The 24,362-nt window shown below is 54.3% G+C and carries 22 protein-coding genes; 16 read left to right on the top strand and 6 right to left on the bottom strand.

The features are described 5' to 3' along the window. Positions 1-29: 29 nt before the first annotated feature. The gene (locus AC2FNE_RS16935) at positions 30-875 is read left to right on the top strand and encodes a hypothetical protein (RefSeq protein WP_496805853.1); all 846 of its coding nucleotides are present in this window, start codon (positions 30-32) and stop codon (positions 873-875) included. Positions 876-1,012: 137 nt separating this feature from the next. On the opposite strand, the gene AC2FNE_RS16930 is transcribed toward AC2FNE_RS16935, so the two are convergent. Further along, entirely contained in the window at positions 1,013-1,279 is a 267-nt protein-coding gene (locus AC2FNE_RS16930; protein WP_496805852.1) for a hypothetical protein, read from the bottom strand. A 157-nt stretch (positions 1,280-1,436) separates the two neighbouring features. On the opposite strand from AC2FNE_RS16930, the gene AC2FNE_RS16925 reads away from it, so the two are divergent. Beyond that, complete coding sequence (locus AC2FNE_RS16925; RefSeq protein ID WP_170606363.1) at positions 1,437-2,186, top strand: winged helix-turn-helix transcriptional regulator; 750 nt, start codon at positions 1,437-1,439, stop codon at positions 2,184-2,186. Between the two features lie 231 nt (positions 2,187-2,417). Here the strand turns inward: AC2FNE_RS16925 and AC2FNE_RS16920 are convergent, their stop codons facing one another. Next, complete coding sequence (locus tag AC2FNE_RS16920) at positions 2,418-3,347, bottom strand: LysR family transcriptional regulator (RefSeq protein WP_496805851.1); 930 nt, start codon at positions 3,345-3,347, stop codon at positions 2,418-2,420. 111 nt (positions 3,348-3,458) lie between these two features. On the opposite strand from AC2FNE_RS16920, the gene AC2FNE_RS16915 reads away from it, so the two are divergent. From AC2FNE_RS16915 to AC2FNE_RS16870, 10 genes are all read left to right on the top strand, one after another. Continuing rightward, positions 3,459-3,902, top strand: a complete 444-nt coding sequence (locus AC2FNE_RS16915) for a cupin domain-containing protein (RefSeq protein ID WP_170606359.1) — start codon at positions 3,459-3,461, stop codon at positions 3,900-3,902. 5 nt (positions 3,903-3,907) lie between these two features. Then, the gene (locus tag AC2FNE_RS16910) at positions 3,908-4,765 is read left to right on the top strand and encodes a glutathione S-transferase family protein (RefSeq protein WP_496805850.1); all 858 of its coding nucleotides are present in this window, start codon (positions 3,908-3,910) and stop codon (positions 4,763-4,765) included. 358 nt (positions 4,766-5,123) lie between these two features. Next, positions 5,124-6,428, top strand: a complete 1,305-nt coding sequence (locus tag AC2FNE_RS16905) for an amidohydrolase family protein (RefSeq protein WP_170606355.1) — start codon at positions 5,124-5,126, stop codon at positions 6,426-6,428. Between the two features lie 36 nt (positions 6,429-6,464). Continuing rightward, a complete protein-coding gene (locus AC2FNE_RS16900; RefSeq protein ID WP_496805849.1) occupies positions 6,465-7,448 on the top strand; it encodes a BMP family protein in 984 nt (327 codons plus the stop codon). Further along, positions 7,429-8,823: an amidase gene (locus AC2FNE_RS16895; protein ID WP_496805848.1), complete on the top strand. Its 1,395-nt coding sequence runs from the start codon at positions 7,429-7,431 to the stop codon at positions 8,821-8,823. Before AC2FNE_RS16900 ends, AC2FNE_RS16895 begins: the two co-directional genes overlap by 20 nt. Next, positions 8,820-10,340: an ABC transporter ATP-binding protein gene (locus AC2FNE_RS16890; RefSeq protein ID WP_170606349.1), complete on the top strand. Its 1,521-nt coding sequence runs from the start codon at positions 8,820-8,822 to the stop codon at positions 10,338-10,340. The genes AC2FNE_RS16895 and AC2FNE_RS16890 overlap by 4 nt, the downstream gene beginning before the upstream one ends. Further along, on the top strand, positions 10,330-11,373 hold the full coding sequence (locus AC2FNE_RS16885) for an ABC transporter permease (protein WP_170606347.1): 1,044 nt from the start codon (positions 10,330-10,332) through the stop codon (positions 11,371-11,373). The genes AC2FNE_RS16890 and AC2FNE_RS16885 overlap by 11 nt, the downstream gene beginning before the upstream one ends. Then, entirely contained in the window at positions 11,370-12,311 is a 942-nt protein-coding gene (locus AC2FNE_RS16880) for an ABC transporter permease (protein WP_170606345.1), read from the top strand. The genes AC2FNE_RS16885 and AC2FNE_RS16880 overlap by 4 nt, the downstream gene beginning before the upstream one ends. A gap of 236 nt (positions 12,312-12,547) precedes the next feature. Beyond that, on the top strand, positions 12,548-12,721 hold the full coding sequence (locus AC2FNE_RS16875) for a hypothetical protein (protein ID WP_496805847.1): 174 nt from the start codon (positions 12,548-12,550) through the stop codon (positions 12,719-12,721). A gap of 83 nt (positions 12,722-12,804) precedes the next feature. Next, a complete protein-coding gene (locus AC2FNE_RS16870) occupies positions 12,805-13,623 on the top strand; it encodes a DUF6635 family protein (RefSeq protein ID WP_496805846.1) in 819 nt (272 codons plus the stop codon). 136 nt (positions 13,624-13,759) lie between these two features. Here the strand turns inward: AC2FNE_RS16870 and AC2FNE_RS16865 are convergent, their stop codons facing one another. From AC2FNE_RS16865 to AC2FNE_RS16855, 3 genes are all read right to left on the bottom strand, one after another. Next, the gene (locus AC2FNE_RS16865; RefSeq protein WP_170606342.1) at positions 13,760-14,650 is read right to left on the bottom strand and encodes an alpha/beta fold hydrolase; all 891 of its coding nucleotides are present in this window, start codon (positions 14,648-14,650) and stop codon (positions 13,760-13,762) included. Then, a complete protein-coding gene (locus tag AC2FNE_RS16860) occupies positions 14,651-15,730 on the bottom strand; it encodes a tartrate dehydrogenase (protein WP_170606340.1) in 1,080 nt (359 codons plus the stop codon). It abuts the gene before it with no gap. Positions 15,731-16,369: 639 nt separating this feature from the next. Next, positions 16,370-18,313 (bottom strand): VapE domain-containing protein, encoded by a 1,944-nt coding sequence (locus tag AC2FNE_RS16855; RefSeq protein ID WP_496805845.1) that lies wholly within the window; start codon positions 18,311-18,313, stop codon positions 16,370-16,372. A 519-nt stretch (positions 18,314-18,832) separates the two neighbouring features. Here AC2FNE_RS16855 and AC2FNE_RS16850 point away from each other — a divergent pair. Continuing rightward, positions 18,833-19,804: an NAD-dependent epimerase/dehydratase family protein gene (locus AC2FNE_RS16850; RefSeq protein ID WP_496805844.1), complete on the top strand. Its 972-nt coding sequence runs from the start codon at positions 18,833-18,835 to the stop codon at positions 19,802-19,804. Positions 19,805-20,052: 248 nt separating this feature from the next. Here AC2FNE_RS16850 and AC2FNE_RS16845 read toward each other — a convergent pair whose 3' ends face one another. Then, complete coding sequence (locus tag AC2FNE_RS16845) at positions 20,053-21,105, bottom strand: LacI family transcriptional regulator (protein WP_170480816.1); 1,053 nt, start codon at positions 21,103-21,105, stop codon at positions 20,053-20,055. A gap of 161 nt (positions 21,106-21,266) precedes the next feature. On the opposite strand from AC2FNE_RS16845, the gene AC2FNE_RS16840 reads away from it, so the two are divergent. The 3 genes from AC2FNE_RS16840 to AC2FNE_RS16830 all read left to right on the top strand — a co-directional run bounded on the left by AC2FNE_RS16840 (position 21,267) and on the right by AC2FNE_RS16830 (position 24,361). Further along, positions 21,267-22,493: an ABC transporter substrate-binding protein gene (locus AC2FNE_RS16840; protein ID WP_170480813.1), complete on the top strand. Its 1,227-nt coding sequence runs from the start codon at positions 21,267-21,269 to the stop codon at positions 22,491-22,493. A gap of 76 nt (positions 22,494-22,569) precedes the next feature. Then, positions 22,570-23,463, top strand: coding sequence for a carbohydrate ABC transporter permease (locus AC2FNE_RS16835; RefSeq protein ID WP_170480811.1), 894 nt, complete (start codon positions 22,570-22,572; stop codon positions 23,461-23,463). After that, positions 23,456-24,361 (top strand): carbohydrate ABC transporter permease, encoded by a 906-nt coding sequence (locus AC2FNE_RS16830; protein ID WP_170480808.1) that lies wholly within the window; start codon positions 23,456-23,458, stop codon positions 24,359-24,361. Before AC2FNE_RS16835 ends, AC2FNE_RS16830 begins: the two co-directional genes overlap by 8 nt. Position 24,362: the final 1 nt, after the last annotated feature.

Raw genomic sequence — 24,362 nt, 5'->3', positions numbered from 1 at the left:
CGATGTTGACTTCGCCAAGGAGAAGCAAATTGGGCACTACCCCGAAGATGCCTTCCACAACTTTAGCTTCGACCCGAGATTTCCTTGTCAGGATATGCACAAGTCTTTTCGTTGTTCTAGGTGTATTAACAGCACCAGCTAACCGCGCGGCAGCACAAGAGAACGAGGCGGTGTCAGCCGCAGCCCAAGCGAATAATCCCCTAGCAAACTTCAAGGCCGTCAATGTGCAAAACTACTACATTGGCGATATCTCCGGAACGGATCAGACAGGTAACCAGTTTTGGCTAAGATATGCGCAACCGGTGAGTGTAGGGCGTTACAATTGGATTTTGAGGGCTTCTCTACCCGTCAATTCATTCCCTGGACCGGACGGAAAATCGACAGGTGTCGGTGACCTAAATGTGTTTGCTGCTTACCTGATCAATACCGGAAATCCGGCCTTAAGCTTTGGTGTCGGCCCTCAATTGACAGCTCCGACTGGCTCGACAGACGGGTCGGGATCAAAGAAATGGTCAGCTGGCATTGCAAATGTGTTGTTCAATGCGTCGTCTCCGAAGTTCCAATACGGTTACCTGCTCACGTGGCAAGCAAGTTTTGCTGGTGACAGTGATGCAAAAGACGTAAATATCGGAGCTTTTCAACCTTTCCTGTTCTATCAACTCGGCGGGGGAACATACTTAAGGTCGGCTCCGATAATGACATACGACTTCGAAACAGACAGCTACAATGTGCCAATCGGCTTAGGTGTTGGGCAAGTTTTTGGCAAGAAAGAGATCACCTACAACGTCTTTGTCGAACCGCAGTACTCCGTCGCGAGCAGAGGTTCTGGGCAAGCAAAGTGGCAGATTTTCGCAGGCTTTAATACGCAGTTTTGAAGCCCATGATTTTTTTCAACTGCGTCCAAGCCGTCCGCTTTGGGCTCGATGCGGACATTCAGTTAATTACGCCCAATGTCTGCAATGCGGACAAACCCGCCGCTCAGATGTACCCGCATTTTCGATTTGAGCCAAAGTTACCAATTTTTACTACGGTCAAGACGAGCGCGGCGCAAAGCAGAGGCAGCATCCGCTTCGAGCGGCATATGGTTTGCGGTGGAGATGTCATTATCAATGAGGCCGATGTCGCGCAGGTCGCGTTCTTTTAGGCGGCTCAGAGAAGCAGCCTGCACCCGGCGTGCGCGGATTTCTACAACGTAGGACCAACCCCAGTGTGCGAACCGGCGCAGGGAGGAAGTGATTTGTGTGGTAGAAAAGGTTGTGTTGGTGTTGAAGGTTGTCATCTTTTCGATCCTCATTGGATGGTTTCGAGATGCCCTGAGCTTGCCGAACTTGTCCGGTTTGCGGCTAGTGCAGATCATGAACTGCCTCCAGTACAGATTGTGAACTGGATGGGTGCGCCTCAGATCGTGTAGTCTTGATCCAAAGGGAGATACGCGCATGAAAACACAGCCATATGGAATAGTCTGCTCGATCTCGCATGCCTGCGAAGTCCTCGAACCGCGTTGGACGATCCCGATACTTTCGGAAATGTGGGCTGGTTCCACCCGCTTCAACGACATCAAACGCGGTGTTGGCAACATCTCACCGGCACTATTGACCAAGCGCCTCAAGGAGCTTGAAAAACAGGGGTTGATCGAACGAATTGAAGATCCTGCAACTGGCCAGGTGGATTACCTTCGCACTCAGCGCGCAATTGATCTCGAACCCGCCCTGTTGGCGCTTGGAGAATGGGCGCAGTGTAACATTGAGGCGAGGCAAGCTCTACAGGACACGGACGTATCTACCTTGATGTGGCAAATGAGGGGGTTGATCTCCACAGATCAGTTGCCAAACCGCCAAGTAGTCATTCAGTTTAGGTTCAGTGACCCGAACCTGGAGTACGATACATACTGGGCGTTGATCAGGCCAAAGATGGATGTTGAAATATGCTCCAGCATTCCCGGATTTGACGTTGACCTTTACGTAGAGACCGATCGCATTTCACTCGCAGCCATCATCATGAATCGCACCACAATTTCACGTGAATTGGATGCTGGTCGGCTTTTCCTGAGCGGTGACGCGCTGTTGGCCCGCACGATGGATAAATGGCTTTACCACCGGACCAACCTTGAACCACACAAGGTTAAACTGCTTGATGAGGACTCAACGCCAATGGAGACCCACGACGCATTCAGAGCAAGAGCCTAACCTGCGAATAAATGCATTTGACGGCATATATGGGCTCGAGGCAGTCATCCGAGTCTTTCAGTCAGATGACGGCTTAGGAACGGATAGCGGTCATTGTTGGTGGTCATTCCGAGAATTTTCGCCTGAAGGTCTGCATTGAACGGCAGTGGACGTTCGCTGAAATCTGCTGAACAGCAGAGTTGCGGACGAAGCGGACGCTTCCCGTTCTTTCGAGAGGGTCCGCACCTGTAGCTAACTCTCTTCCAATGGCTTCATAAGTTGAAAGACCTGCTGGCGCATCCATTTTGCCATCGGATTTTCATCAGATCTTTTGTGCCAAATCGCGATGATCAAGGCAGGAGCGATTTCGAACGGTGGCGTGAAATGTTTAAGGTCAAATCCTATCGAGACCTTTTGGGCCAGTTGCGTCGGCACCAGCGCGATAAGATCGCTTTCGCTGACGGTTCTGCACACGCCCGAAAACACCGGCAAAGTCATGGCGACCTGACGTTTTCGTCCGACCTTTGCCAAGGCTGCATCCCCCATGGCCGACATTTTGCCCTCAGGAGAAAACAGGACATGGGACAGTGCGCAAAAAGTTTCCAAAGACATTTCACCGCCGCTAACAAAGCTTGAAAGCGCGGGATTGGTGGCTCTGCCAATGACGGAAAAAGACGAATGGAACAGAGGTTCGTGATTTATCCACTCTGGCAGTTCCGTATCCGGAATAAGGGCGACGTCGGCCTGATATCGGTCAAGGCTTTCGACGTAATTGTAGGGAACCAGATCGACCAACTGGGCGGTTATTCCCGGTGCATTATGATTGAGGTGGGCGCCAAGCGCTGGCATCAGGAGTTCTGCAAAGAAATCGCTTGCCGAGATTTTGAAGTTGCCCTGTGCCTGCAGAGGATCGAAATCGTCGGGTGGGGTTAGCAATCCTTCCAGCCGGTTGAGTTCTTCGCGCAAGCCATCTTTGATCGAAGCGGCGAAATCGGTTGGGACCAACTTGTTCCCATGTCGGACAAACAGGGTGTCATCTAAGGAATGTCGCAGCCGGTTCAGGGCATTGGACACCGCAGATTGCGACAACCCCAGCCTTTCGCCGGCCTTAGTCGTCGACCCTTCGCGAAGAATAGCGTCCAGAATTCTGAGCAAATTAAGGTCAAGCGTTGCGAAATTCACGTTGGTGATACCCTGTATTTTGAACTTTCGTTGGAGTGATACCGAATAATCCCGGTAAAATGAAACCAACGAAAGCGCTTTCGTTTCATCTCAAGAACGGGGACTGAAACGATGAAAGATTTGATGACTGATGACGCCACTATCGAATGGCTTGGCGTCCGTTACAATACCATCCTGACGGTGGAAGAAACCGGTGGGGCCATGTCGATCGTCGACAGCCTGTCGCCCGTCGGCAGCGGACCGCCCCGCCACGTTCATCACAATGAAGACGAAACATTCGTAATGATCACGGGAACCTGCAAAATCTGGATCGAAGGGATCGAGACGATTGCGGGTCCGGGGGAAAGCGTCTTCATCCCGCGCGGAAAGGAACACACATTCAAGGTGATCGGCGACGAACCGTCTCGCCATCTCGTTATTCTGACCCCGGGCGGCTTTGAGGGGTTCTTTCAGGACATGGCGGATGGACAGTGCCAAATCCCCGAGGATATGCCGGTCATCGAAGCCTCTGCCACCAAACACAACATGACCTTCACCGGTCCGCCATTGGATTGAGCTCCATGAACAAGCACATTGTATATCACATTCCAGTTTGCCCATTCTCCCAACGGCTCGAAATCCTTTTGGAACTTCGCGGTTTGCAGAACGCGGTCGAGTTCAGAGTTGTCGACATCACCAAACCACGTGACCCCGAGCTCTTGCGAAAAACCCGTGGGACAACCGCCCTGCCGGTATTGGAAACGGAAGAAGGTCACATCATCAAGGAAAGCCTGGTGATCCTGCGTTATCTTGATGAAGTTCTGGAGGGGCCACGGCTTCGCCGCGCCGATCCTCGCGAACATGCGATCGAAAGCATGCTGATTGCCAAAGAAGGCCCCTTCACCATGGCGGGCTATATCTATGTCATGAACCAGGACCGGGCACAGAAACAGGCCCACAATGACAAATTGCTCTCACTGTACCGGGACCTGAATGACTTTCTGATGGAACATAACCCGGATGGCACCTTCTTGTTTGAGGAGTTCGGTTTGGCCGAAGCCGTATTTGCGCCTGTCTTCAAACGCTTCTGGTTCCTGGATTACTACGAGGGTTTTGAGCTGCCTGTCGGGCCGGAATATGCACGTGTCAAAAAATGGCACGCCGCTTGCATGGCCCACGAGGCCACAGGCCAGGTCAACGAAGAAGAGATTGTCAAACTGTACTATGACTATGCATTGGGCGCGGGAAATGGTGCGCTGGTTGAAGGACGATCTGTGTCCAGCTTTGCCTTCCAACCTGAATGGCAATCGCGCCCTATGCCACCACGCGACAAATATGGAACGTCGGCCACCGACGTCGATTTGGGGCTTGTCGATATTGGCGCAATCCTCGCTGATGCCAATTCCGATCAAACTTACGCCCACCCGACATCTGGCTAACGAATGCCAATTCGGACATCTGTCTAGCTGTACCAGCCGGATAGGTGTCCGATTTGGGCTCGGTGCGGTCATTCGCAGAATTTTCGTGAGCGTCTGTTTTGCGGACAAAGCCGATCTTCGGTCCGATCCAAGAAACTGGAGGTTCTGGCCCATAGCCGCCATCCATCGATACGACGAATTGCTGCGTTTGCATTCCGCCTTGCAGGCATTCGCATTCGATCGACGCCTAACGGTCTCGCGTTCACAGGCATCCGAATTGCATCAGACTATCAGATGCGCTGGTTCCTGAAACAAAGTAAAAAAATATAGCATTTTTTCAGAATACTTTTACCATGTGGTCAAATTTGGGGGAGGATGAATGCTCGACATTATCATCAGACAAGCCCGCCTGCCAGATGGCCGAGGGCCGCTGGATATTGCGATCAAGGGTGGCCGCGTCGCAGAAATTGCCCCCAAGATCGAGGCTGAGGCGGGCGAAGAAATCGGTGCGGCTGGGCGCTTGGCTTCACCCCCCTTTACCGACCCACACTTCCATATGGATGCGACCCTGAGCCTAGGATCGCCTCGCATGAATGTCTCGGGGACACTATTGGAAGGCATTGCGCTTTGGGGTGAGCTGAAACCCCTGCTGACACCTGAAGCAGTGATTGACCGCGCCATGCGATATTGCGACCTTGCCGTATCGCAAGGGTTATTGGCTATCCGTTCGCATGTGGATGTTTCATCCGCACCTTTGGTTTGCGTTGAAGCGCTGTTGGAGGTCCGCAAGCAGGTCGCCCCCTATATTGATCTGCAGCTGGTAGCATTCCCGCAAGATGGTCTTTACCGCGCAGAAAACGCGGAAAAAAACCTGATCCAAGCCCTTGATTTGGGTGTCGATGTGGTGGGCGGGATCCCGCATTTCGAACGCACGATGTCGGAAGGTGCCCGGTCGGTCAGGAGACTTGCCGAGATAGCGGCGGACCGAGGTCTGATGCTGGATTTGCATTGCGATGAAAGCGACGATCCAATGTCGCGACACGTGGAAACATTGGCCTATGAGACCACGCGCCTTGGGCTTGGCGGGCGGGTAACGGCAAGTCATGTCACCGCGATGCACTCGTATGACAATTACTATGCATCGAAGCTAATTCCGCTGATCGCAGAAAGCGGCATGAACATAGTGCCCAATCCTCTCATCAATATCACGCTGCAAGGCCGCTCGGACACCTATCCACGCCGTCGGGGTCTGACCCGAATTCCAGAGCTGCGCGCGGTAGGTGTGAATGTCGCCTTCGGACAGGATTGCACGATGGACCCATGGTATCCGCTTGGCTCCGCCGACATGTTGGAAGTTGCTCATATGGGCGTGCACGCCGTGCCGATGACATCCCGCGAAGCGATGGAGTGGGCGTTTACTTCCGTTACTCAGAATGGCGCCAAAGCAATGGGCTTGCCCGACCCGACGATTCGCGAAGGCGGCCCTGCCAATATGGTTGTGCTGCAAGCGCAGGACCCGATTGAAGCTGTTCGTATGAAAGCCACCCGGCTTGCCGTTATCAAAAACGGAAAGGTGCTGGCCCGCACAGAACCACGAATGGCCGCGCTTTCTTTGCCCGGCCGTCCCACAACCCTGGATCCCGCAGATTACGCGCCCAGGCCCAATACTCAGGAAGCTCGATAACAAGAAGAATTGCCACCAACAGAAGAGGATCTACTAATGAAACTCACCACAACCCGCCGTCAACTGATGGTCGGCGCTGCGGCAACGCTGGCCCTGCCGGCTTATGTCCGTCGCGTGAATGCACAATCTGCGACCCGCGTCGCCGGAGTGCACATGTCTCCGGTCGAAAATGCGTGGAACAGTCGCATCCATGTGGCTATGCAGGAGGCCGCAGATGCTGGTCTGATTGAGTATGAGTTTTCAGAAGGCGTCGCTCCGACCGACTATCCCCGTGCGATGCGTGAATATGCCGAAGGTGGTGCGCAAATCATCTGGGGCGAATCTTACGCTGTGGAACGCGAAGCGCGCGAAGTGGCGGGTGATTACCCCAACACCGCATTTCTGATGGGGTCTTCCGGCGGGCCGGAAGGTGACAATTTTGGTGTCTTTGGCACCCGCAACCACGAGGCAGCCTATCTGGCCGGGATGCTCGCGGGCCAAATGTCAGAAAGCAATGTTTATGGTTCGGTCGGTGGCTATCCGATCCCCGAGGTGAACCTGTTGATCAATGCTTTCCGCATGGGCGTAAGCGAAGTGAACCCAGACGCCACCTTCGTCAACGGCTTTATCGGTGCATGGTTCGATCCGGCCCGCGCGCAGGAAGCTGCGATTGCCCAGATCGATGCGGGCGCAGACATTCTGTTTGGTGAGCGCATTGGCACTGCGGATGCGGCCCAAGCGCGAGGTGTGAAGGCCATCGGTTCACTCATCGATTATACGCCGCGATACCCGGGCACGGTCTTTGCCAATGCAATCTGGAATTACGGTCCGACCATCCAGGCCATCGTGGCGGATGTTCAGGCCGGTAATCCAACGGGGCGCAATTACACGGAATATTCCTTTATGGCGCTTGGCGGCAATGAGCTGATCTATGTCGCCGATGAAGTACCCGCCGACGCCATTCCGGGGATGGAGGCCAAACAGGCCGCAATTCAATCCGGTGAATGGGACGTTCCGATTGATGAAAGCGAGCCCTCCTGATCCCGAGGGCTTTAACGTGACCGATGCCACAGCTCTTGCAGCTGCCATCACGGCAGGGCAGATCTCTGCCTGCGAACTGATGGAATCCAGCCTTGCCGCCTGCCACGCACGCGCGGATTTGGGGGCCGTGGTATATCTGGACGAAGATATGGCCCGCGATGGGGCAAAGGTTGCAGACACTTTGCCACCAGACCAGCGCGGGCCATTTCATGGGGTTCCGTTTTTGGTGAAAGACCTCGGCGGTTTCGCAAAAGGGCTGCCTGCGGCGGCAGGATCCGCGGCAATCCGTGCGCAATGTCGTAAGCCCGAAAGTGACAGCCACCTGCTGCGACGTCTTCGCCGAGCCGGCCTGATCCCTTTCGGCTTAACCTCAACACCCCCGTTTGGCCTTTCCCTGACATGCGAACCCGATGGCATGGCTGCGACCCGCAATCCATGGAACCCCGTTCTGACACCCGGTGGTTCATCCGGTGGCGCCGCAGCCGCGGTTGCTGCTGGTATTGTTTCAATTGCTCATGCCACGGATGCAGCCGGGTCCATCAGGGCTCCCGCTGCGTGTTGCGGCTTGACCGGGCTCAAGCCTTCTCGTGGCGCGGTGCCCGGAGGCCCTGATTTTGCCAATCACCTGATGGGCATTGCGTCTGAGCTGGTCCTTGCGCGGTCGGTCCGCGACGTAAAGACCGCCTTTGACGCGGTAGCCCAGCCCATGGCCCCGGTATATCTGCCAGAACGCCCCCGCGTCGCATTGGCATTGCCGGAGCGTTGCGGTGCTGACCAGCGCAAGGCTGCGAAAAGTGCTGCCGACGCGCTGCACGATGCAGGCTGTAAGGTGTGCGATATTCATGCCCCCGACCAATTGGGGGATGAGGCTCACGCAATCGCCCGGACCATACTAGCTGTTTCCTTGGCCGAGTGGCTGACTGCACTCAGTATCTCTGATGATAGGATTCCACCACTTGCCGCGACCATGGCCGCCGAGGGCCGTGCGACACCGGCCACAGCGCTTTTTGCGGCCTCACGACAGCTCGCACGTCTGACAAATCGATCTCGCAAGCTTTTCAAGTCTGCCGATGCTGTCCTGATGCCGATCCTCTCGTCTGCACCGCCCGTTGTAGGCACTTTGGATCTGTCCGGCTCCTCCCCAGACGATCACATGGCGCGGCTCGAGGCTTTTGCCCCGAACGCCGCACTTGCAAATGTAGCGGGCTTGCCAGCTTTGGCGCTGCCTTTTGGCATGGCAAATGGTCTTCCACTCGGCATTCAGCTGATTGGTTCCCCCGGCTCGGATTTTGCGCTCCTGAAACTTGGCGCACTTATCGAAGCCCGCGCGCCCGCAATCCATTTTCCGCACCCAATCGCAGGCCTGCCCGCATGACCAAGGTTCTGGAACTAAACGGCATTACCAAGCATTTCGGAACGCTTACCGCAAATGACGATGTGACCCTCACACTAGAAGAAGGGGAAATTCTTGCTCTGTTGGGCGAAAATGGTGCGGGTAAGACGACGCTGATGAATATCCTGTTCGGCCATTACGCAGCGGATAAAGGCTCTGTCAGGGTGTTTGGCAAAGAGCTGCCCCCGGGTCTGCCACGTGCAGCGATCGAGGTGGGTGTGGGAATGGTACACCAGCACTTCACGCTTGCGGGCAACCTCACGGTTCTTGAAAACGTAATGCTTGGTTCCGAACCGCTGACGCGCACCCGTTCTGCTCGTGGCGAGGCGCGCAAGAAATTGTTGCAGATCTCAGAGCGGTTCGGCCTGCCTGTAAATCCAGAGGCCAAGGTTCGGTCGCTTTCCGTTGGTGAACGTCAACGGGTCGAGATTCTGAAAGCGCTCTATCGCGACGCGCGTATTTTGATTTTGGATGAACCTACTGCCGTTCTAGCCCGGCCCGAGGCGATACGCCTGTTCGAAACGCTGCGCGATATGACGAAAGAGGGCCTCTCGCTTATCTTCATCAGCCACAAGCTGCATGAGGTCATGGCAGCCTCTGACCGTGTGGCGGTGCTTCGTGGCGGCAAGATAGTTGCAGAACGCAAAACACCTGAAACCACACCTGAAGAGTTGGCGGAACTGATGGTTGGCCGCAGGGTGGAGCGTCCCGTACGTCAAGACCATGAGATTGGAGCGCCAGTCCTGATCGCAAACGATGTGAGCGTGGAAGAAGACGGTGAGTTGCGGCTGGATGATGTGTCTTTCGCTGTCCATGCCGGTGAAATCCTTGGTATAGTTGGCGTTTCAGGCAATGGTCAGTCCTCCCTCGGTGGGCTGCTGTCAGGATTGGTACATCCAAGTGCGGGTCAGTTAACACTCTTGAACGAAGATATCGGCCATCTGGGTCCGCGCGGCATGATCCGCGCGGGCGCAGGCAGGGTGCCTGAAGACCGGCATGCAGAAGGCGTTGTGAGCGAATTGAGTTTGTGGGAAAACGCGGTGCTTGAGCGCTTGCGCACACCGGAATTTTCGCACCGCGGCTTTGTTCGACAACGCGCCGCCCGGGATTACACTGCGGGACTGATCGAACGTTTTGATATCCGCGGCGCCAGCCCCGACACGCGAACAAGGCTGCTGTCCGGCGGCAATATGCAAAAGCTGATCCTTGGCCGGGTCCTGACCAATGGGCCGCGTTTTGTGCTCGCAAACCAGCCGACGCGTGGTCTTGATGAAGGGGCAATTGCCTCGGTTCATGCCGAGCTTTTGGCAGCACGGGCCGAAGGTGCCGCGATCCTGCTCATCTCGGAAGAATTGGAAGAAGCTGTGGCCCTGTCAGACCGAATACAGGCCATCGTAAAAGCTCGCTTGTCAGAACCGATATCCGCTGATGAAGCCGACCCACAACGCCTTGGCCTGATGATGGCAGGTGTCTGGAAGGAAAATGATGATGCGGCTTGAACGACGCTCACATGTGCCGCTGCACCTTGCGATCATTGCGCCACTGGCCGCGATCTTTACTGCATTGCTTTTGGCCGCAGGTCTCATCGCTGCTGCTGACGTAAATCCGCTAACGGCTTATGGCGAAATGGTGAATGGCGCATTCGGCTCGCGCCTTTCCATCGCCGAGATGCTGACCCGCGCCACTCCGCTTATCTTTACTGGGCTTGCCGCAGCTGTCGCCTTCCGAGCGCGACTTTGGAACATCGGGGCCGAGGGACAGTTCTTTGTTGGGGCGCTGATCACCGCTTGGATCGGTCATTCACTTGGGGTTCCAGGGTGGATCGGTGTTCCGATCTTGATGTTGGCAGGCATGGCGGCGGGCGCGGCCCTGTTGGCAGGGCCTGCCTTTTTACGCTTGCGTTTCGGCGTAGATGAGGTGGTGACAACCCTGCTGCTCAATTTCATCGTGATCCTTTTCGTTGGCCTCATGATTGAGGGTCCTATGCGTGATCCGCTGGCATTTGGGTGGCCCTCTTCGGTGCCCGTAGACGGGGATTACCGCCTTCCGGATCTGATCCCCCGTACACGTCTTCACATCGGGCTGCTTGTTGCAATCGCTGCAGCAGGCGCTGTTTGGCTGATCCTTGCGCGTACTGTTTTTGGTGCTGAAACACGCGCCGCAGGCTTAAACGCCAGTGCCGCTGTCTTTGCCGGAATTTCCCTGCCCCAAACGATCATGGGTGTGGCCCTGCTTTCGGGCGCGCTGGCAGGGCTTGCGGGGTCTGTCGAAGTCATGGGGGTCACTGCGGGGGTCACCACCACCATGAGCCCCGGATTTGGTTATGCGGGCATTGTCGTCGCTATGCTCGCCGCTTTGCATCCGGCCGGAGTGGTCGCTGCCGCTGTTTTTGTCGCCACCGTCTTTGTCGGGGCCGATGCCATGAGCCGTGCGACAGGTGTTCCCAGTTTCATTGCCGATGTGATCGTGGCACTGTGCCTGCTCACCATGATCGTGGCCCTTCTTTTCACAACCTACCGGGTGCGCCGATGAGTGATGCAATTGATCTGCTGATGAATACCAGTCTTTGGGCTTCCGTGCTGCGTATTGCGACACCGCTCATATTTGGTGTTCTTGGCGCGTTGCTTTGCGAACGTTCGGGCGTGCTCAATCTGGGAATCGAGGGGATCATGACCATGGGGGCGATGAGCGGTTGGCTTGTAGTCTACATGGGCGCACCATTGCTTGTAGGCCTCATTATTGCAGCGCTATGCGGCGCGGTGATGGGATTGCTTCATGCCATGCTGACAGTTCCACTTGGGCTTTCGCAACACGTCTCAGGGCTGGGCATAACGCTGTTTGCATCTGCTTTGGCCTATTACCTGTACAGATTGCTTGTTGAAGTGGGAGATCTGCCCCCGACGATCGAGGCCTTCCAGCCGCTCAATGTTCCAGGGCTGTCCGATCTACCCATTCTGGGTCCAATTTTGTTTTCCCAGGCTCTACCGACCTATCTGGCGCTCATTGCGGTGGCTGTGATGGCCTACGTTCTTGCCCGCACGCCGTTGGGGTTGGCCATTCGTATGACCGGTGAGAACCCTCATGCGGTTGAGGCGCAGGGGCTGAACCCGATCCGTATCCGTATCGGCGCGGTTGTTGTCGGGTCGGCTTTGATGGCGGTGGGCGGGGCCTTTCTGACCACAACGGCGTTCAACAGCTTTTTCCCGGGCATGGTGCAGGGGCGCGGTTGGATCTGCATTGCATTGGTTGTCTTCGCTGGCTGGCGGCCCGGTAAGGCTCTGATTGGCGCGATGTTGTTCGCTTTCTTCGATGCCTACCAACTGCGATTGCAGACAACGGTTGAGGGTGTGCCATATCAGTTGTTCCTTATGGCGCCGTATGTACTTTCGATCGTTGCGCTCGTCCTTGTCGCCCGCAGAGCCGAAGTACCCGCGGCGTTGATGGCACCCTACCGACGCGGTGAACGTTAGTGGCATATGTTCGAAAATATTGGCCAGGAAACGAAAAAATCATCAGAATAAACATCTACTCGACCAGACAATGAAGTGCTGGGCAAGAGACCTTAATCACAATCCGGAAAACTCTGCACAATATCTATTTTTTCAATCTCCGGCGTCATTCACTCGCGCAGATTAAAATCCGGTTTCAAGGTCACTTGAATGTCTGCTTCCGACTGTTCGAGCTTACAGGCTCATGCACGCAGCAAATGGTCGGTTTCCGCCCTAAAACGACAAATGCTGCGCTCATAATCTACGTCGCCTTTGGGCTCGGTACGGACTTTCGCTCGATCAAGGGGAACGTCTACATTGCGGAGGAAGCTGCCATGCGCAGCGTTGCTGCATGTGAAGGGCAAACAGCTTATGCCATTTTGGCAAAGTGATGTCTGCTTCTTGGTTGTGTGACCAGCATCAACTACATGTAACTGGTAATAGCCTTTGAAGCGATCAGGAAGCCTGCACTGCGATGAACAGGACAAATACAGCGCATGCAAAGGATGCCGTTTTGACGCAAGCGTTCGTTGAGAGGCATTACGGTTTTCTTGGGTCGTTTAAACTACATTGTCACGCTCTTGGCTGGGATCTTGTTCGTTCTCCAACAAATGTTGCTTTGGCCCCCCTGTTTTTGCTGGTGCGTCTTGCCGCACTCATACTTCGCGGTGTTGGCTTTAGAAGGATGTCGAGTTGGCTCAGCAGCCGTCGCGTTTTTTTCCGCTCATCCGTCTCAAGGGCCGTGGAAGCTTCCATATGGGCTGAAGTGATGGAAGAAAGATGCGAACCCTTAAGCCAAACAACACCTCATCAAAAACGGCTTGTTGAGGAATACGCAGACGTTCGCAACGCCATCTCGGAAATATTCACCTCAGTAATGTTTCTATGTGTCGGGCTCATTGTCTTCGAAACAGCGACCCCTGGCGTGGTTTCGATGGCTCCGATCGTATCGGATGTCGCAAGGACAACGGCCGCAAGCGAGAGTTTTCTGTTCGGACAGCGTCTTGGAAGCGTTTGGTATGGCGTTTTTCCTCCGGAAGTACCGCTGTGGTTCGTCGTTTCCATTGGTTTTGCACTCGCAGCTGGCGCATCGATTGTGACCACGTTTGCCGGCGTTATCGCAGATCCGCTTCAGGCGGTTACAGGTGTTCATAAACGCCGCATTATGCGATTGATCCGAGCGCTTGATGAGAATTTTGACGATCCTCCCAAACTTGCGCGGGAACACATTCTTGCACGCTTTTCCGACCTCACCGACGCAGGCGTGAGTCTGGTGCGTACGTTTCGACCCTAGCTAACAAACTCAAAGACTGCTTAGGGCTCAGAGCGGTCGTTCAGCAGAAACATCTTTAGCGACCGCTCTGCGGACGGAGCGGAACTTGCTGATTGCAACGACAATGGCGGTATACGGTGGAACAGGCGCCGTTGCTTTACCCCGCAAGGAACCTAAGAATATGCCGAGTTAATTCTGCTGGCGCTTCCTCGGGGATTGCATGTCCACATGGCAGGGCGGCACTCGAGACGTGGTTGGCTTTTTCCTGCCAGGTCGCCTCGACGTCATAAAGCTCTCCAACAACGCTTTGCGCGCCCCATATGGCCAACAGCGGAGCGTTGACGCGACTGGCAATATCTTCCCGATCGTGCTCCAGATCAATGCTCGCCGCCGCGCGGTAGTCTTCGCAAATCGCATGAAGTGTCGCCGGATCCCTGTAGCTGCGCAGGTACTCGGCGATCGCAGCCTCGTCCACGGACCCGTCGATCTTGACCTGACTCGCGATATGTCTGCGCAAGAAATACTCAGGATCCGAGGCGATCATTTTTTCCGGCAATCCGTCCGGCTGGATCAGGAAAAACCACCAGAAATAGCGCGTCGCAAACTCCTGATTGGTTTGCGCGTACATCGTGAGAGTCGGGGCAATATCAAGAACGATCAGACGTTCAACGGCATCCGGAAAATCAAGCGCGAGGCGATGGGCCACCCGGCCTCCACGATCATGGCCAACGACGGAAAACGTGTCATGGCCCAAATGCGTCATCAAGGCGATCTGGTCGGCTGCCATGACCCGCTTGGAATATGGAAGGTGCGAGGGATCGCTTTCCGGCTTGTTGCTGTCGCCATAGCCCCTGAGATCAGGAGCGATCACCTGATAGCCGGCTTCCACAAGGCGCGGGGCAATCTTGCGCCAGACTATATGGGTTTGTGGATGGCCGTGCAGCAGCAAGATCGGCGATCCTGTCCCTGCACTGGCGTAGTTAATGGCAAGATCAGGTAACTCGACCCGTTGGACGTCAAAGCCTTTAAGGAAAGCGGACGCGACCACTTACGACCCTTCCAAAACGGCATCCGCTATTGCCGCGCCACATGTCTTGGTGTCGGCTGGCCCTCCAAGGTCGGGCGTGCGCAAAGCCTCCTCCGACAAGACCCGCTCAATAGCCGACACAATCGACGCGCCGGCCTCGGGCGCACCCAGATGTTCCAGCATCATGGCCGCCGCCCATATCTGACCGATCGGGTTGGCGATACCAAGTCCCGCGATGTCCGGCGCAGAGCCATGGACTGGTTCAAAGAGAGATGGGAACGTTCCTTCCGGGTTGATGTTTCCCGACGGCGCAATGCCGATTGTACCTGTGCAGGCCGGGCCCAGATCAGACAGGATGTCGCCAAACAGGTTGGACGCCACGACAACATCGAACCAGTCTGGGTGCAGGACAAATTGGGCGGTCAAAATGTCGATATGATATTTATCGACCTTAATGTCGGGATAGTGCGCCGCCATCTCGGCGACCCGCTCGTCCCAATACGGCATCGTAATCGAGATCCCGTTGGATTTAGTGGCAGATGTCAGGTGCTTGCCGCGTTTTGCCGCCAGATCAAATGCATATTTCAGGATGCGATCGACACCGACCCGGCTCATGACGGACTCTTGCAGAACAATCTCTCGATCCGTGCCGGGGAACATCTTACCACCGATCGACGAATATTCGCCTTCGGTGTTCTCGCGCACGATCATCATGTCAATGTCCCCGGGTCCGCGACCCGCCAATGGCAGCGGCACGCCAGGCATGGCGCGCGCGGGGCGCAGGCTGACATACTGATCGAACTCGCGCCGAAACTGGATGAGCGATCCCCAAAGCGAGACGTGATCGGGCACAACTTCAGGCCATCCGACTGCCCCAAAAAAGAGTGCATCACTTCCACCCAGATGATCCTTCCAATCGTCTGGAAGCATTTGCCCATGCTTGGTGTAATAGTCGGCGGAGGCAAAGCCGTGATCGTCAAGATCAAATCCCAGGTCAAACCGTTTCGCGGCGGCCTCCAGAACACGAATACCTTCCGGCGTCGTCTCTTTCCCGATCCCGTCGCCCGGGATGACTGCAATCTTCCAGCTGTTTTTTGGCATGTGCTTTGTCCTTATGGTCTCGCTCTGAGTAAGCCAGTCTTTGGGGTCAAGCAACAGAAGCGCGGCGCACAAGTCTTAGCCAGAGCACTTCCGCTCTGGGCTCGGAGCGGTCATTCGCTGCGGGTTGGATGAATGGCTGCTTTTAATGCTGTGATTAATGCAAGTGCATCGAGACGAGTGAACTCAAGTTCACTGAATTGCGCTTGTTTCGATGCATTCAAAAGTACCCCCTTTGCTGGCCGGTGAACTCAGGCATTGACCAACGCTAAACCATTGATCTAGCGAAAAACGCCCTTGAATTCGCAACATGCCAAACCCCAGTTGGACAATTGACAGAAACACACTTGAAAACAGGGCGGAGTTGCGCCCAACTCGGTCAGCAGGCACTTGAGCAATTTGAAATTGGTGACCGTCAGCTTTTCCTTTGCCAGCTGCCGCACTCGATCGGCGTTGGTGGGGTGAACGGGTGAACAGGATTTCCAACCTATTTTATTGGTACTATTACCCATATCTCCATTCACCCCCTACCCTATGAAAATCAATAAGTTACCCACTTTCATAAAGTGTTAAGGAATGCCGTTCACCCATTCACTCACGACCAAAAATGGGTGAACATATCGCCTCTATTCACCGCGTTGTTCACTTCCATTCACCATTGCTCCGTTCCCCGCTACGTACGTAGCGGGCTTGCCCTTTGTGCTCGCCGGAAGTCATCCGCCCATCGCGTTCGAAGCCAAGCACTTTGAGGCAGCGCACAACGCGGTCGCTGTCCGACCGAGTGCATTGATCGGGTGTTTTTTGAAGGCCTATCCTCAGGATTTCGCGCGGGCAGGCGATGTCCTTGTTGGCTACGAAGTTTTCAACGTCAGACATCCACGGGTCGATGTCCAACCGATCCCCTTGCGCTTCTCGGGCCGCGACTTCTGCTTCGCCGGTCAGCCACCACCGTTCACCATTGTTGAAATGGTGGGCAGCCTCGGCCCAAAGCTGGTCGCGGTCGCGCGTGATGGCATCCACGTCAATGGTGCCAACCTTGACTGGCCAGAACCGCCGGTTGCCAGTTTCGTCGCGCAGGTAGTTGTCCTGATTGGTGGTGCCGATAAAGACGCAGCGGCGCGGCTCTTTGATTTCTTCCCGCCCGTAGGCAGGCCGGAAACATTCTTCCTGGCGCGACATTAACGCTTTAACGGCTTCAATTTCCTTGCGCGCCGCAACCAGCTCCGCGATCTCAATGATCCACTTGCCACGTATATAGCTGGAGGCATCTTTGTGATGCATGTCTGGCAGGCTGTCGCCAAACCACTCAGGCCCGGCCAGGGCGCGCACGGCTGACGATTTTCGCGCACCCTGCGGCCCTTCCAGCACCAGCATGGCGTCCACCTTGCAGCCGGGTTGCTTGGCGCGTGCGACGGCTGAGATCAGCCACCTCGCACCTGCTTCCCGGACATATTTGCTGTCATCTGCGCCGCAGTACTTCGTCAGCCATGTGCCGATGCGTTCAGTACCGTCCCACTTGAGACTGGATAGATACTCCGTCACAGGATTGAATGTCTGATTTCTGCAAACCTTGCGCACAGCCTGAACGACAATCTGCTGCGTAGCTCTTGGAAACCCATTGGCGTTAAACCAGGCCGTTACATCTTGGTAGTCGTCATCCTCCAAGTCGCGCCCGTCGCGCATGCGCTGTCCTGTGAACTTATTAAAGCTCCAGACGCCTTGCCAATCTTCATGCCCGGTTAACAACCGTTCAGCATTAGCCGCGTTCCAGATGGGGCGATCCTTACTGTCGCGGATCAGATCGATGCCCGTGTGGCGGAACGTGTTGCCTCGGTACTTTTTGAAGGCTGAGGTTATGCTGTTTTGCAGGTTGTCGTCCCAAACCGGGCACACCGCCTGGATGACGGCAGTTACCATGGCCTCTGAAACACCTTGTGCCGCGAGCGATGCTGCGATGTCGCGGGTCGCCGCATGCTTTTTGCCGTCAATGCTGGCCTCTTCAAACAGACGTTTGTAATCCGCGACGGTCTTACGGGCGCCGCCTGTGTCGAACCGAAAATCGCTGTCTGTCTTCGCGGAGGTGCTTTTCGCCCCAATCACATACTCAAAAGGCCAGGGCGCTATCTCTGCGTCATGAAGCACATGCCCATAGACCACAAACATCCCATCATTGGCCCGAATATCGACGCCAAGTGCTGGGTCTGATTGTGTGTTGCGCTGGTCGAAGTCCGCAGCTGTGAATATGAAATGCCGTCCGCGCTGAGTGGACATAATCAGCGTTTCAGGGAGGTTTAATGAGTTTGCCGCGCCTTCCGCGTCCTCATCTATCACCCACACGCCAGAGCGCCTACAATTGACGCCAACATGGGTCGCGCATTCCCAAGCGGGAACGCCCTTTTTACTCGTGACCATCGCTTCAATGACGTCCGGATCATTGCTTGCGCCATCACCCCACTTGATCAGCGGGGATTTATTGGACTTACCGTTTGGCAACGGTGTCACTTTGACCGGAAACACGTACCATCCGTGGGTGTCTGCGAGCCGCAGTGCGCTATCCAGTGGGCTTTCGGTGAAAGATCCGTCCATCACAACGCCCCCCTATGGATTGCCCAAATGGGGAAAGATGAAGTATACTCAGGGAGAAACCGACCAGTTTCAAACAAACTCCGAACCCCGGTTGCGATTGCCGTCGCGCCGGGGTTTTTCATTGCATCGTCGTCAAATTTGTGTCCCAGCGGGGTTTGTAACCCATTGTTCCGATTAGGACCGAAAACACCGGTTGTGTCCCAGTCCATTGTTTGATTTCCTTGAGGAAATTGTGACCTTGGGCAGTTCTGCCGGGGTCGCCATTTTTTGACAGAGTAATTTTTTCCAACAATGTTTTATGTACTATTGCATCGGCTGTAGACGTTGGAGTCTTTTACCTGGTTGCTTTGACCAGGAATATCTCTTGCGCTCATGATCGGTTTGGTGGGCGTGCATATTCCGCCGTTGAAGGGCCTACATGATCGGCGCTTGTCGCCCAAAACGATCTGATTTCTTGTGGGTCGACTAACGTAATTAACACTTCCATATTAGATTTGGAAACTTCGGGAGTTGTGAAAATTGGATTCTCTGACCGAACCATTCTTGATCGAACCATCTCGGGTAACTGGAACCATACTGGTTACCGGTGCAGGAGGGTGTATTGGGTCGTGGGTTGTTGCGATCCTTGCAAACTCTGGCGCCAAGGTCGTGGCCTTCGATCTTCGCGAAGATCGAAGGCGATTGTCACTTCTGATTGATGACGAGGCTGCAAGTTGCGTAACCTGGGAAGTCGGCGATATATCAAATCAGGATCAGCTCTACGAAACTTGCGGTAGGCACAATGTTACCGCCGTGATTCACCTTGCTGGATTGATGATCCCTTTTTGCAAAGCTGACCCGGCGTTGGGCGCTCGTGTGAATGTAGAAGGAACAATAAATGTTCTTGAAGTCGCGCGCCGACATGGGTTGAAAAGGCTTGCTTACGCAAGCTCGTCTGCTGTCCACGGAATGCCGCCGGGCGGACCGACAATTGCCACGCTTTATGGCGCATACAAACTTGCGAATGAATACACTGCAGAAGTTTATTCGCTTGATTGGGGGGTGCCGTCGGTGGGAATTCGTCCAAACGTTGTTTACGGGGTAGGGCGCGACCAAGGGATGACGTCAGAGTTCAGCGTGGGCTTGGCGCATTCTGTCATCGGTAAACCATTTCGAATTTCTTACGGAGGACCATTGAGTTGGCTTTACGCAGGTGAAGCTGCATCAGCTTTCATAGCATCCGTGAGCAAAGATGGTGAAAGAGCCGTTGTTTTTGACCTAAATGGAACCTGCATGACTGTCGAAGAAGGGCTGGAGATACTTTCCAGCCTTGATCCAGCACACGAGATCACCACGACCGGTGATATGTTGCCGGTACCAGCTGACCTGAGTGACCAGCCAATCAGAGATTATCTTGGGGACTATCCTTCGGTAAAACCTGCAGAAGGAATCCGTTGGACGTTGGAAGCGTTTCGCAGACTGCATTCAGAAGGGAAGTTGGCGTTCAACTAGTAGCCAGGGGCAATATCTTGGAGCGAATATTGATGTGCGCCATGACTCAAATGAAAAGACTTCGTATGGTCGCGCAAGTAACTTGAGGAATGCCGTTTTGCGCATCACTTCAGAGCTCCGTTCGTCCATGGCTCAAAGTTTCGTCCTTCAAATGTTTTAGGTACGCCGCCCCAAAGGACCAAACGTTGGTCTTGCGACTTACCGAAACGAAACTTCATCTCTTCGGCATTATGTAATTCACACCGGTACTAGTCGTCTGCTGGGACCTCGAGCTTCTGCATGAGCGGTTGGCTTGGCTGTAGTAGTTGCCTCATAACTGCTTTCGCAAGAAAGCTACCCGCGGTTCCAACGTCTTCAAATTCGACAAGGATATCTTCGCGAAACAGCTTTAATATTGGGACAACCTCCTTTGAGAATACATCAATGTCCTGCCCTAAACGTCTGCCCCTTTGCTCAACTGCAACAATAGCGGCCATCGCTGCCTTTGACGATGAGCAGATGATGGCATCGATATCAGGTGAAATTGACAATCTGCGCTTGATCCAATGACGGATGTCGTCGGAAGATTGATCACTGTCCACGTTCTGCGCCACTCGAAAAGTAAGGCCCAGATTCGGAGCCGCCTGTTCCAATCCGCGCAACATATCTTGCGAGTAGTTTTGACTTGAGGGAGGCAACATTGCGTATACATTTTTGCGGCCGCGCGCAGCAAGCCGCTTAAGGGCGACGTGCATAAAAGCTGTGTTGTCGTAATCATAGTATGCGTGTCGGTCGCACCAAATAGTGCGTCCGTGGGTCGCGAAAGGGAAATTTCGCTTCAAAAGATAGTCGACTCGGGGGTCCTCGGGCTCAGTCATATTGAAGATCACGGCATCTGCCGAGCGGGTTTCGACGATATATTTGATGGGGCGAAGTGAGTCTTCGTCTGGAAACCACGGCAGCACGTTTAGATGAAATTGAGTGCCCCGAAGTTCCAGAGCAATTGAATTCGTCAATTTCGAAGCGTTGTTTATGACTTCGCCTTCTGCAGGAACGACCAATGTTATGACGTTCGTTCTGCCTGTGCGCAGTCGGACGCCGGCCCGGTTGGGGACGTATCCGATGGCTTGAGCTATGGTTCGAACAAGCTCTTTGGTGTCGCTGCTGATGTCCGGTGCATCGCCCAACGCACGTGACACGGTCGCGACGGCCAAGCCGCTGATTCTTGCAATTGTTTTCAAAGTCGGACGTTCGCCGGGACGGACGAGTGCCTTGAGCTCGTCGGAACTCAAATTGCAAAGATCTGCTGTCGTTCGTCGCATTCCGATCAACTCCGTGAAGGCAATAATTGAGGCTCGGTATTCAAGTTCCGTCGTTCCTCCGCAAGAGCGCGGTCCATATATAGCCGTCTAAAAAAAGCCTTTGCAAGCATTAACTATAACGTTATAGATCGGCCTATAACGTTATAGATTGGGAGGAAGACATGAATCGGGTCAAAGGGCTGTTATCAGCAACAGCGATTGTCGCGGCGTCCAGCGCTGCTGCTACCGAGCTGGAAGTCATGCATTGGTGGACTTCTGGTGGCGAAGCTGCGGCGGTGAAGGAATTCGCAGACGCATTCAATGCATCGGGAAACACTTGGGTTGACGCGGCAATCGCTGGCGGAGAGGCGGCGAGGGCAGTAATGGTCAGTCGATTGACCGGCGGAGATCCGATGGGCGCCTTCCAGTTCAACCATGGGCGTCAGGCCGAAGAATTGATTGAAGCAGGTCTTTTACGCGACATCACGGATATTGCCGAGGCAGAGGGTTGGAAGGATATCGTAAACCCTTCGACATTGCTTGACGCATGCACCGTAGACGGGCGCATTTATTGCGCGCCTGTAAATATTCACTCTTGGCAGTGGATATGGTTGTCGCACAAAGCCTACGAAGATGCAGGACTGCCGGTTCCCACCAATTGGGAAGAATTCGTAGCATCCGCGCCAAAACTTCAGGAGGCTGGAAAGCTCCCTCTGGCGCTGGGACAACAAGGTTGGCAACAGCGCGGGCTGTTTAATGTTCTTTTTGCCGCTTTGGTATCAAATGACGTGTTTATGTCTGTGTACGGCGACAAAAATGTTGAGATCGCCGGGGGCGAGGATGTGGCAGCAGTTTTCAAAGCGGCTGAAACAGCGCGCGCCATGGCCGCAGAATCAACGGTACAAAACTGGAATGACGCAACTAATCTCGTAATCACCGGGCAGGCCGGAGGTCAGGTCATGGGTGACTGGGCGCAAGGTGAATTTGCCATGGCTGAACAAGTCGCCGGTGAAGATTATAGTTGCTTGCCCGGTTTGGGCATGACCGAGCTGCTGAGCACCGGCGGTGATGCCTTCTATTTCCCGGTGTTGGAAGATGAAGCGCAAGTCGCAGCGCAGACTGAATTGGCAAAACTGATGCTGAAACCTGAAACGCAAGTGGCGTTCAATTTGAAAAAAGGTTCGCTGCCTGTTCGCGGTGATATTGATTTGTCGACTGCAAACGACTGCATGCAGAAGGGCCTGAAACTTCTGAGTGAAGGCGCCCTGCTGCCTGACACAGCGATGCTGAACACGCCTGACACGGCCGACCAGATCAGCACGCTCTTCGTCGAATTCTTCGCTGATCCTTCGATAACGGCTGAGGACGCTCAGGCGCAATTCGTGACGATTATCGAAAACGCCGAATAAACAGAAGCGCGGTCGATCAACCAAAAAGGTGGGTCGACCGCAAACTACCGTTCAATATTTGAGTTGGGGAAAGCGCATGAGCAACGGGCGCCCGAGCCAATTGTTTCGCAACAAGTCAGCAAAAATAGCGGCGATCCCGATGATCGTAACAGCGCTTTTTGTATTTGTTGGCGGCACGGCCTGGACTGTTGTCTACAGCTTCACGAAATCTGGCCTGTTACCTCGGCTCAAATGGGTTGGGTTAGATCAGTACGAAAGGCTGTGGTCGACCAACAGATGGCTTGTTTCGATCGAGAACTTGATCATCTATGGCCTGTGTATGCTGGTGCTGGTTTTTGTCATCGGCTTCATTCTAGCCGCATTGATTGATCAAAAAATCCGGTTTGAGAACACCGTTCGCACCATCATTCTCTATCCCTACGCACTTAGCTTTGTTGTTACTGGTCTGGTTTGGCAATGGATCCTAAACCCCGATTTTGGAATCCAGAGCATTGTTCAAGGACTGGGTTGGGAAAGCTTTGCGTTCGATCCTCTCTACAACGCAGACATCGCAATATTCGGGGTCTTGATCGCTGGGCTTTGGCAAGGCAGCGGTCTTGTTATGGTGCTGATGCTCGCCGGGTTACGTGGTGTAGATCAGGAGGTCTGGAAAGCAGCGCGTATCGACGGAATCCCTGCTTGGAAAACCTACATATTTATCGTCATCCCAATGATGAGACCGGTTTTTATCACGACATTGGTTTTGGTCGTCACAGGTATTGTGAAAATTTATGACCTCATCGTCGCCCAGACAGGCGGCGGCCCGGGTGTCTCGACAGAAGTCCCAGCGAAATATGTCTACGACATGATGTTCCGAGCAAACAATCTGGGTCAGGGTTTTGCCGCGTCGACGATGATGCTGTTGACTGTGGCTTTGGTTGTAATTCCCTGGGCAATTCTCGAATTCGGAGGCTCGAAAAACCGTGGTTGATGTATCGCCTTCGACATTGTCGGGACCGCAAGGTCCAAAGCCGAGGAAAGTCATCTCGCGTAGAAACATTTTTCTCTACGGCACACTCTTTGTTGTTGCGATCTACTATGCGTTGCCTCTTTACGTAATGATCATAACCTCACTTAAAGGTATGCCCGAGATCAGGTTGGGGAACGTCTTTTCCCCGCCTGTAGAGGTGACATTTGCTCCTTGGGTGAAAGCATGGTCCGAGGCCTGCACCGGCCTGACTTGCGACGGACTCAGCACCGGATTTTGGAATTCGGTCAAGATTACGGTTCCGTCTGTATTTATGTCGATCGCGATAGCCTCGGTTAATGGCTACGCTCTAGCCAACTGGAAATTCAAAGGTGCTGATGTTTTCTTTACTATCCTCATCTTTGGCGCGTTCATCCCTTATCAAGTGATGCTTTATCCGATCGTCATAATGCTACGCGAGATGGGTATCTATGGCTCGCTGGGCGGTCTGGTGATTGTGCACACCATTTTTGGAATGCCCATCCTGACCCTGCTTTTCCGGAATTACTTTACCTCGCTGCCAGAAGAGCTGTTCAAGGCCGCCCGCGTCGATGGGGCTGGATTTTGGGGCATCTATTTTCGCATTATGTTGCCGATGTCGGTACCGATTTTTACAGTTGCCGTGATCCTGCAAGTCACTGGTATTTGGAACGATTTTCTCTTTGGGGTTGTGTACGCACGACCTGAAACCTATCCGATGACCGTGGCGCTCAATAACATCGTTAATTCCACGCAAGGGGTTAAGGAATATAACGTCAACATGGCCGCAACGATCATTACAGGCCTTGTCCCTCTCACTATTTACTTCGTTTCCGGGAAACTCTTCGTTCGCGGTATCGCCGCTGGCGCAGTCAAAGGGTGAA

Source organism: Ruegeria sp. YKSD179 (genome assembly GCF_059612885.1).
This window is presented reverse-complemented; position numbering and strand designations above follow the sequence as displayed.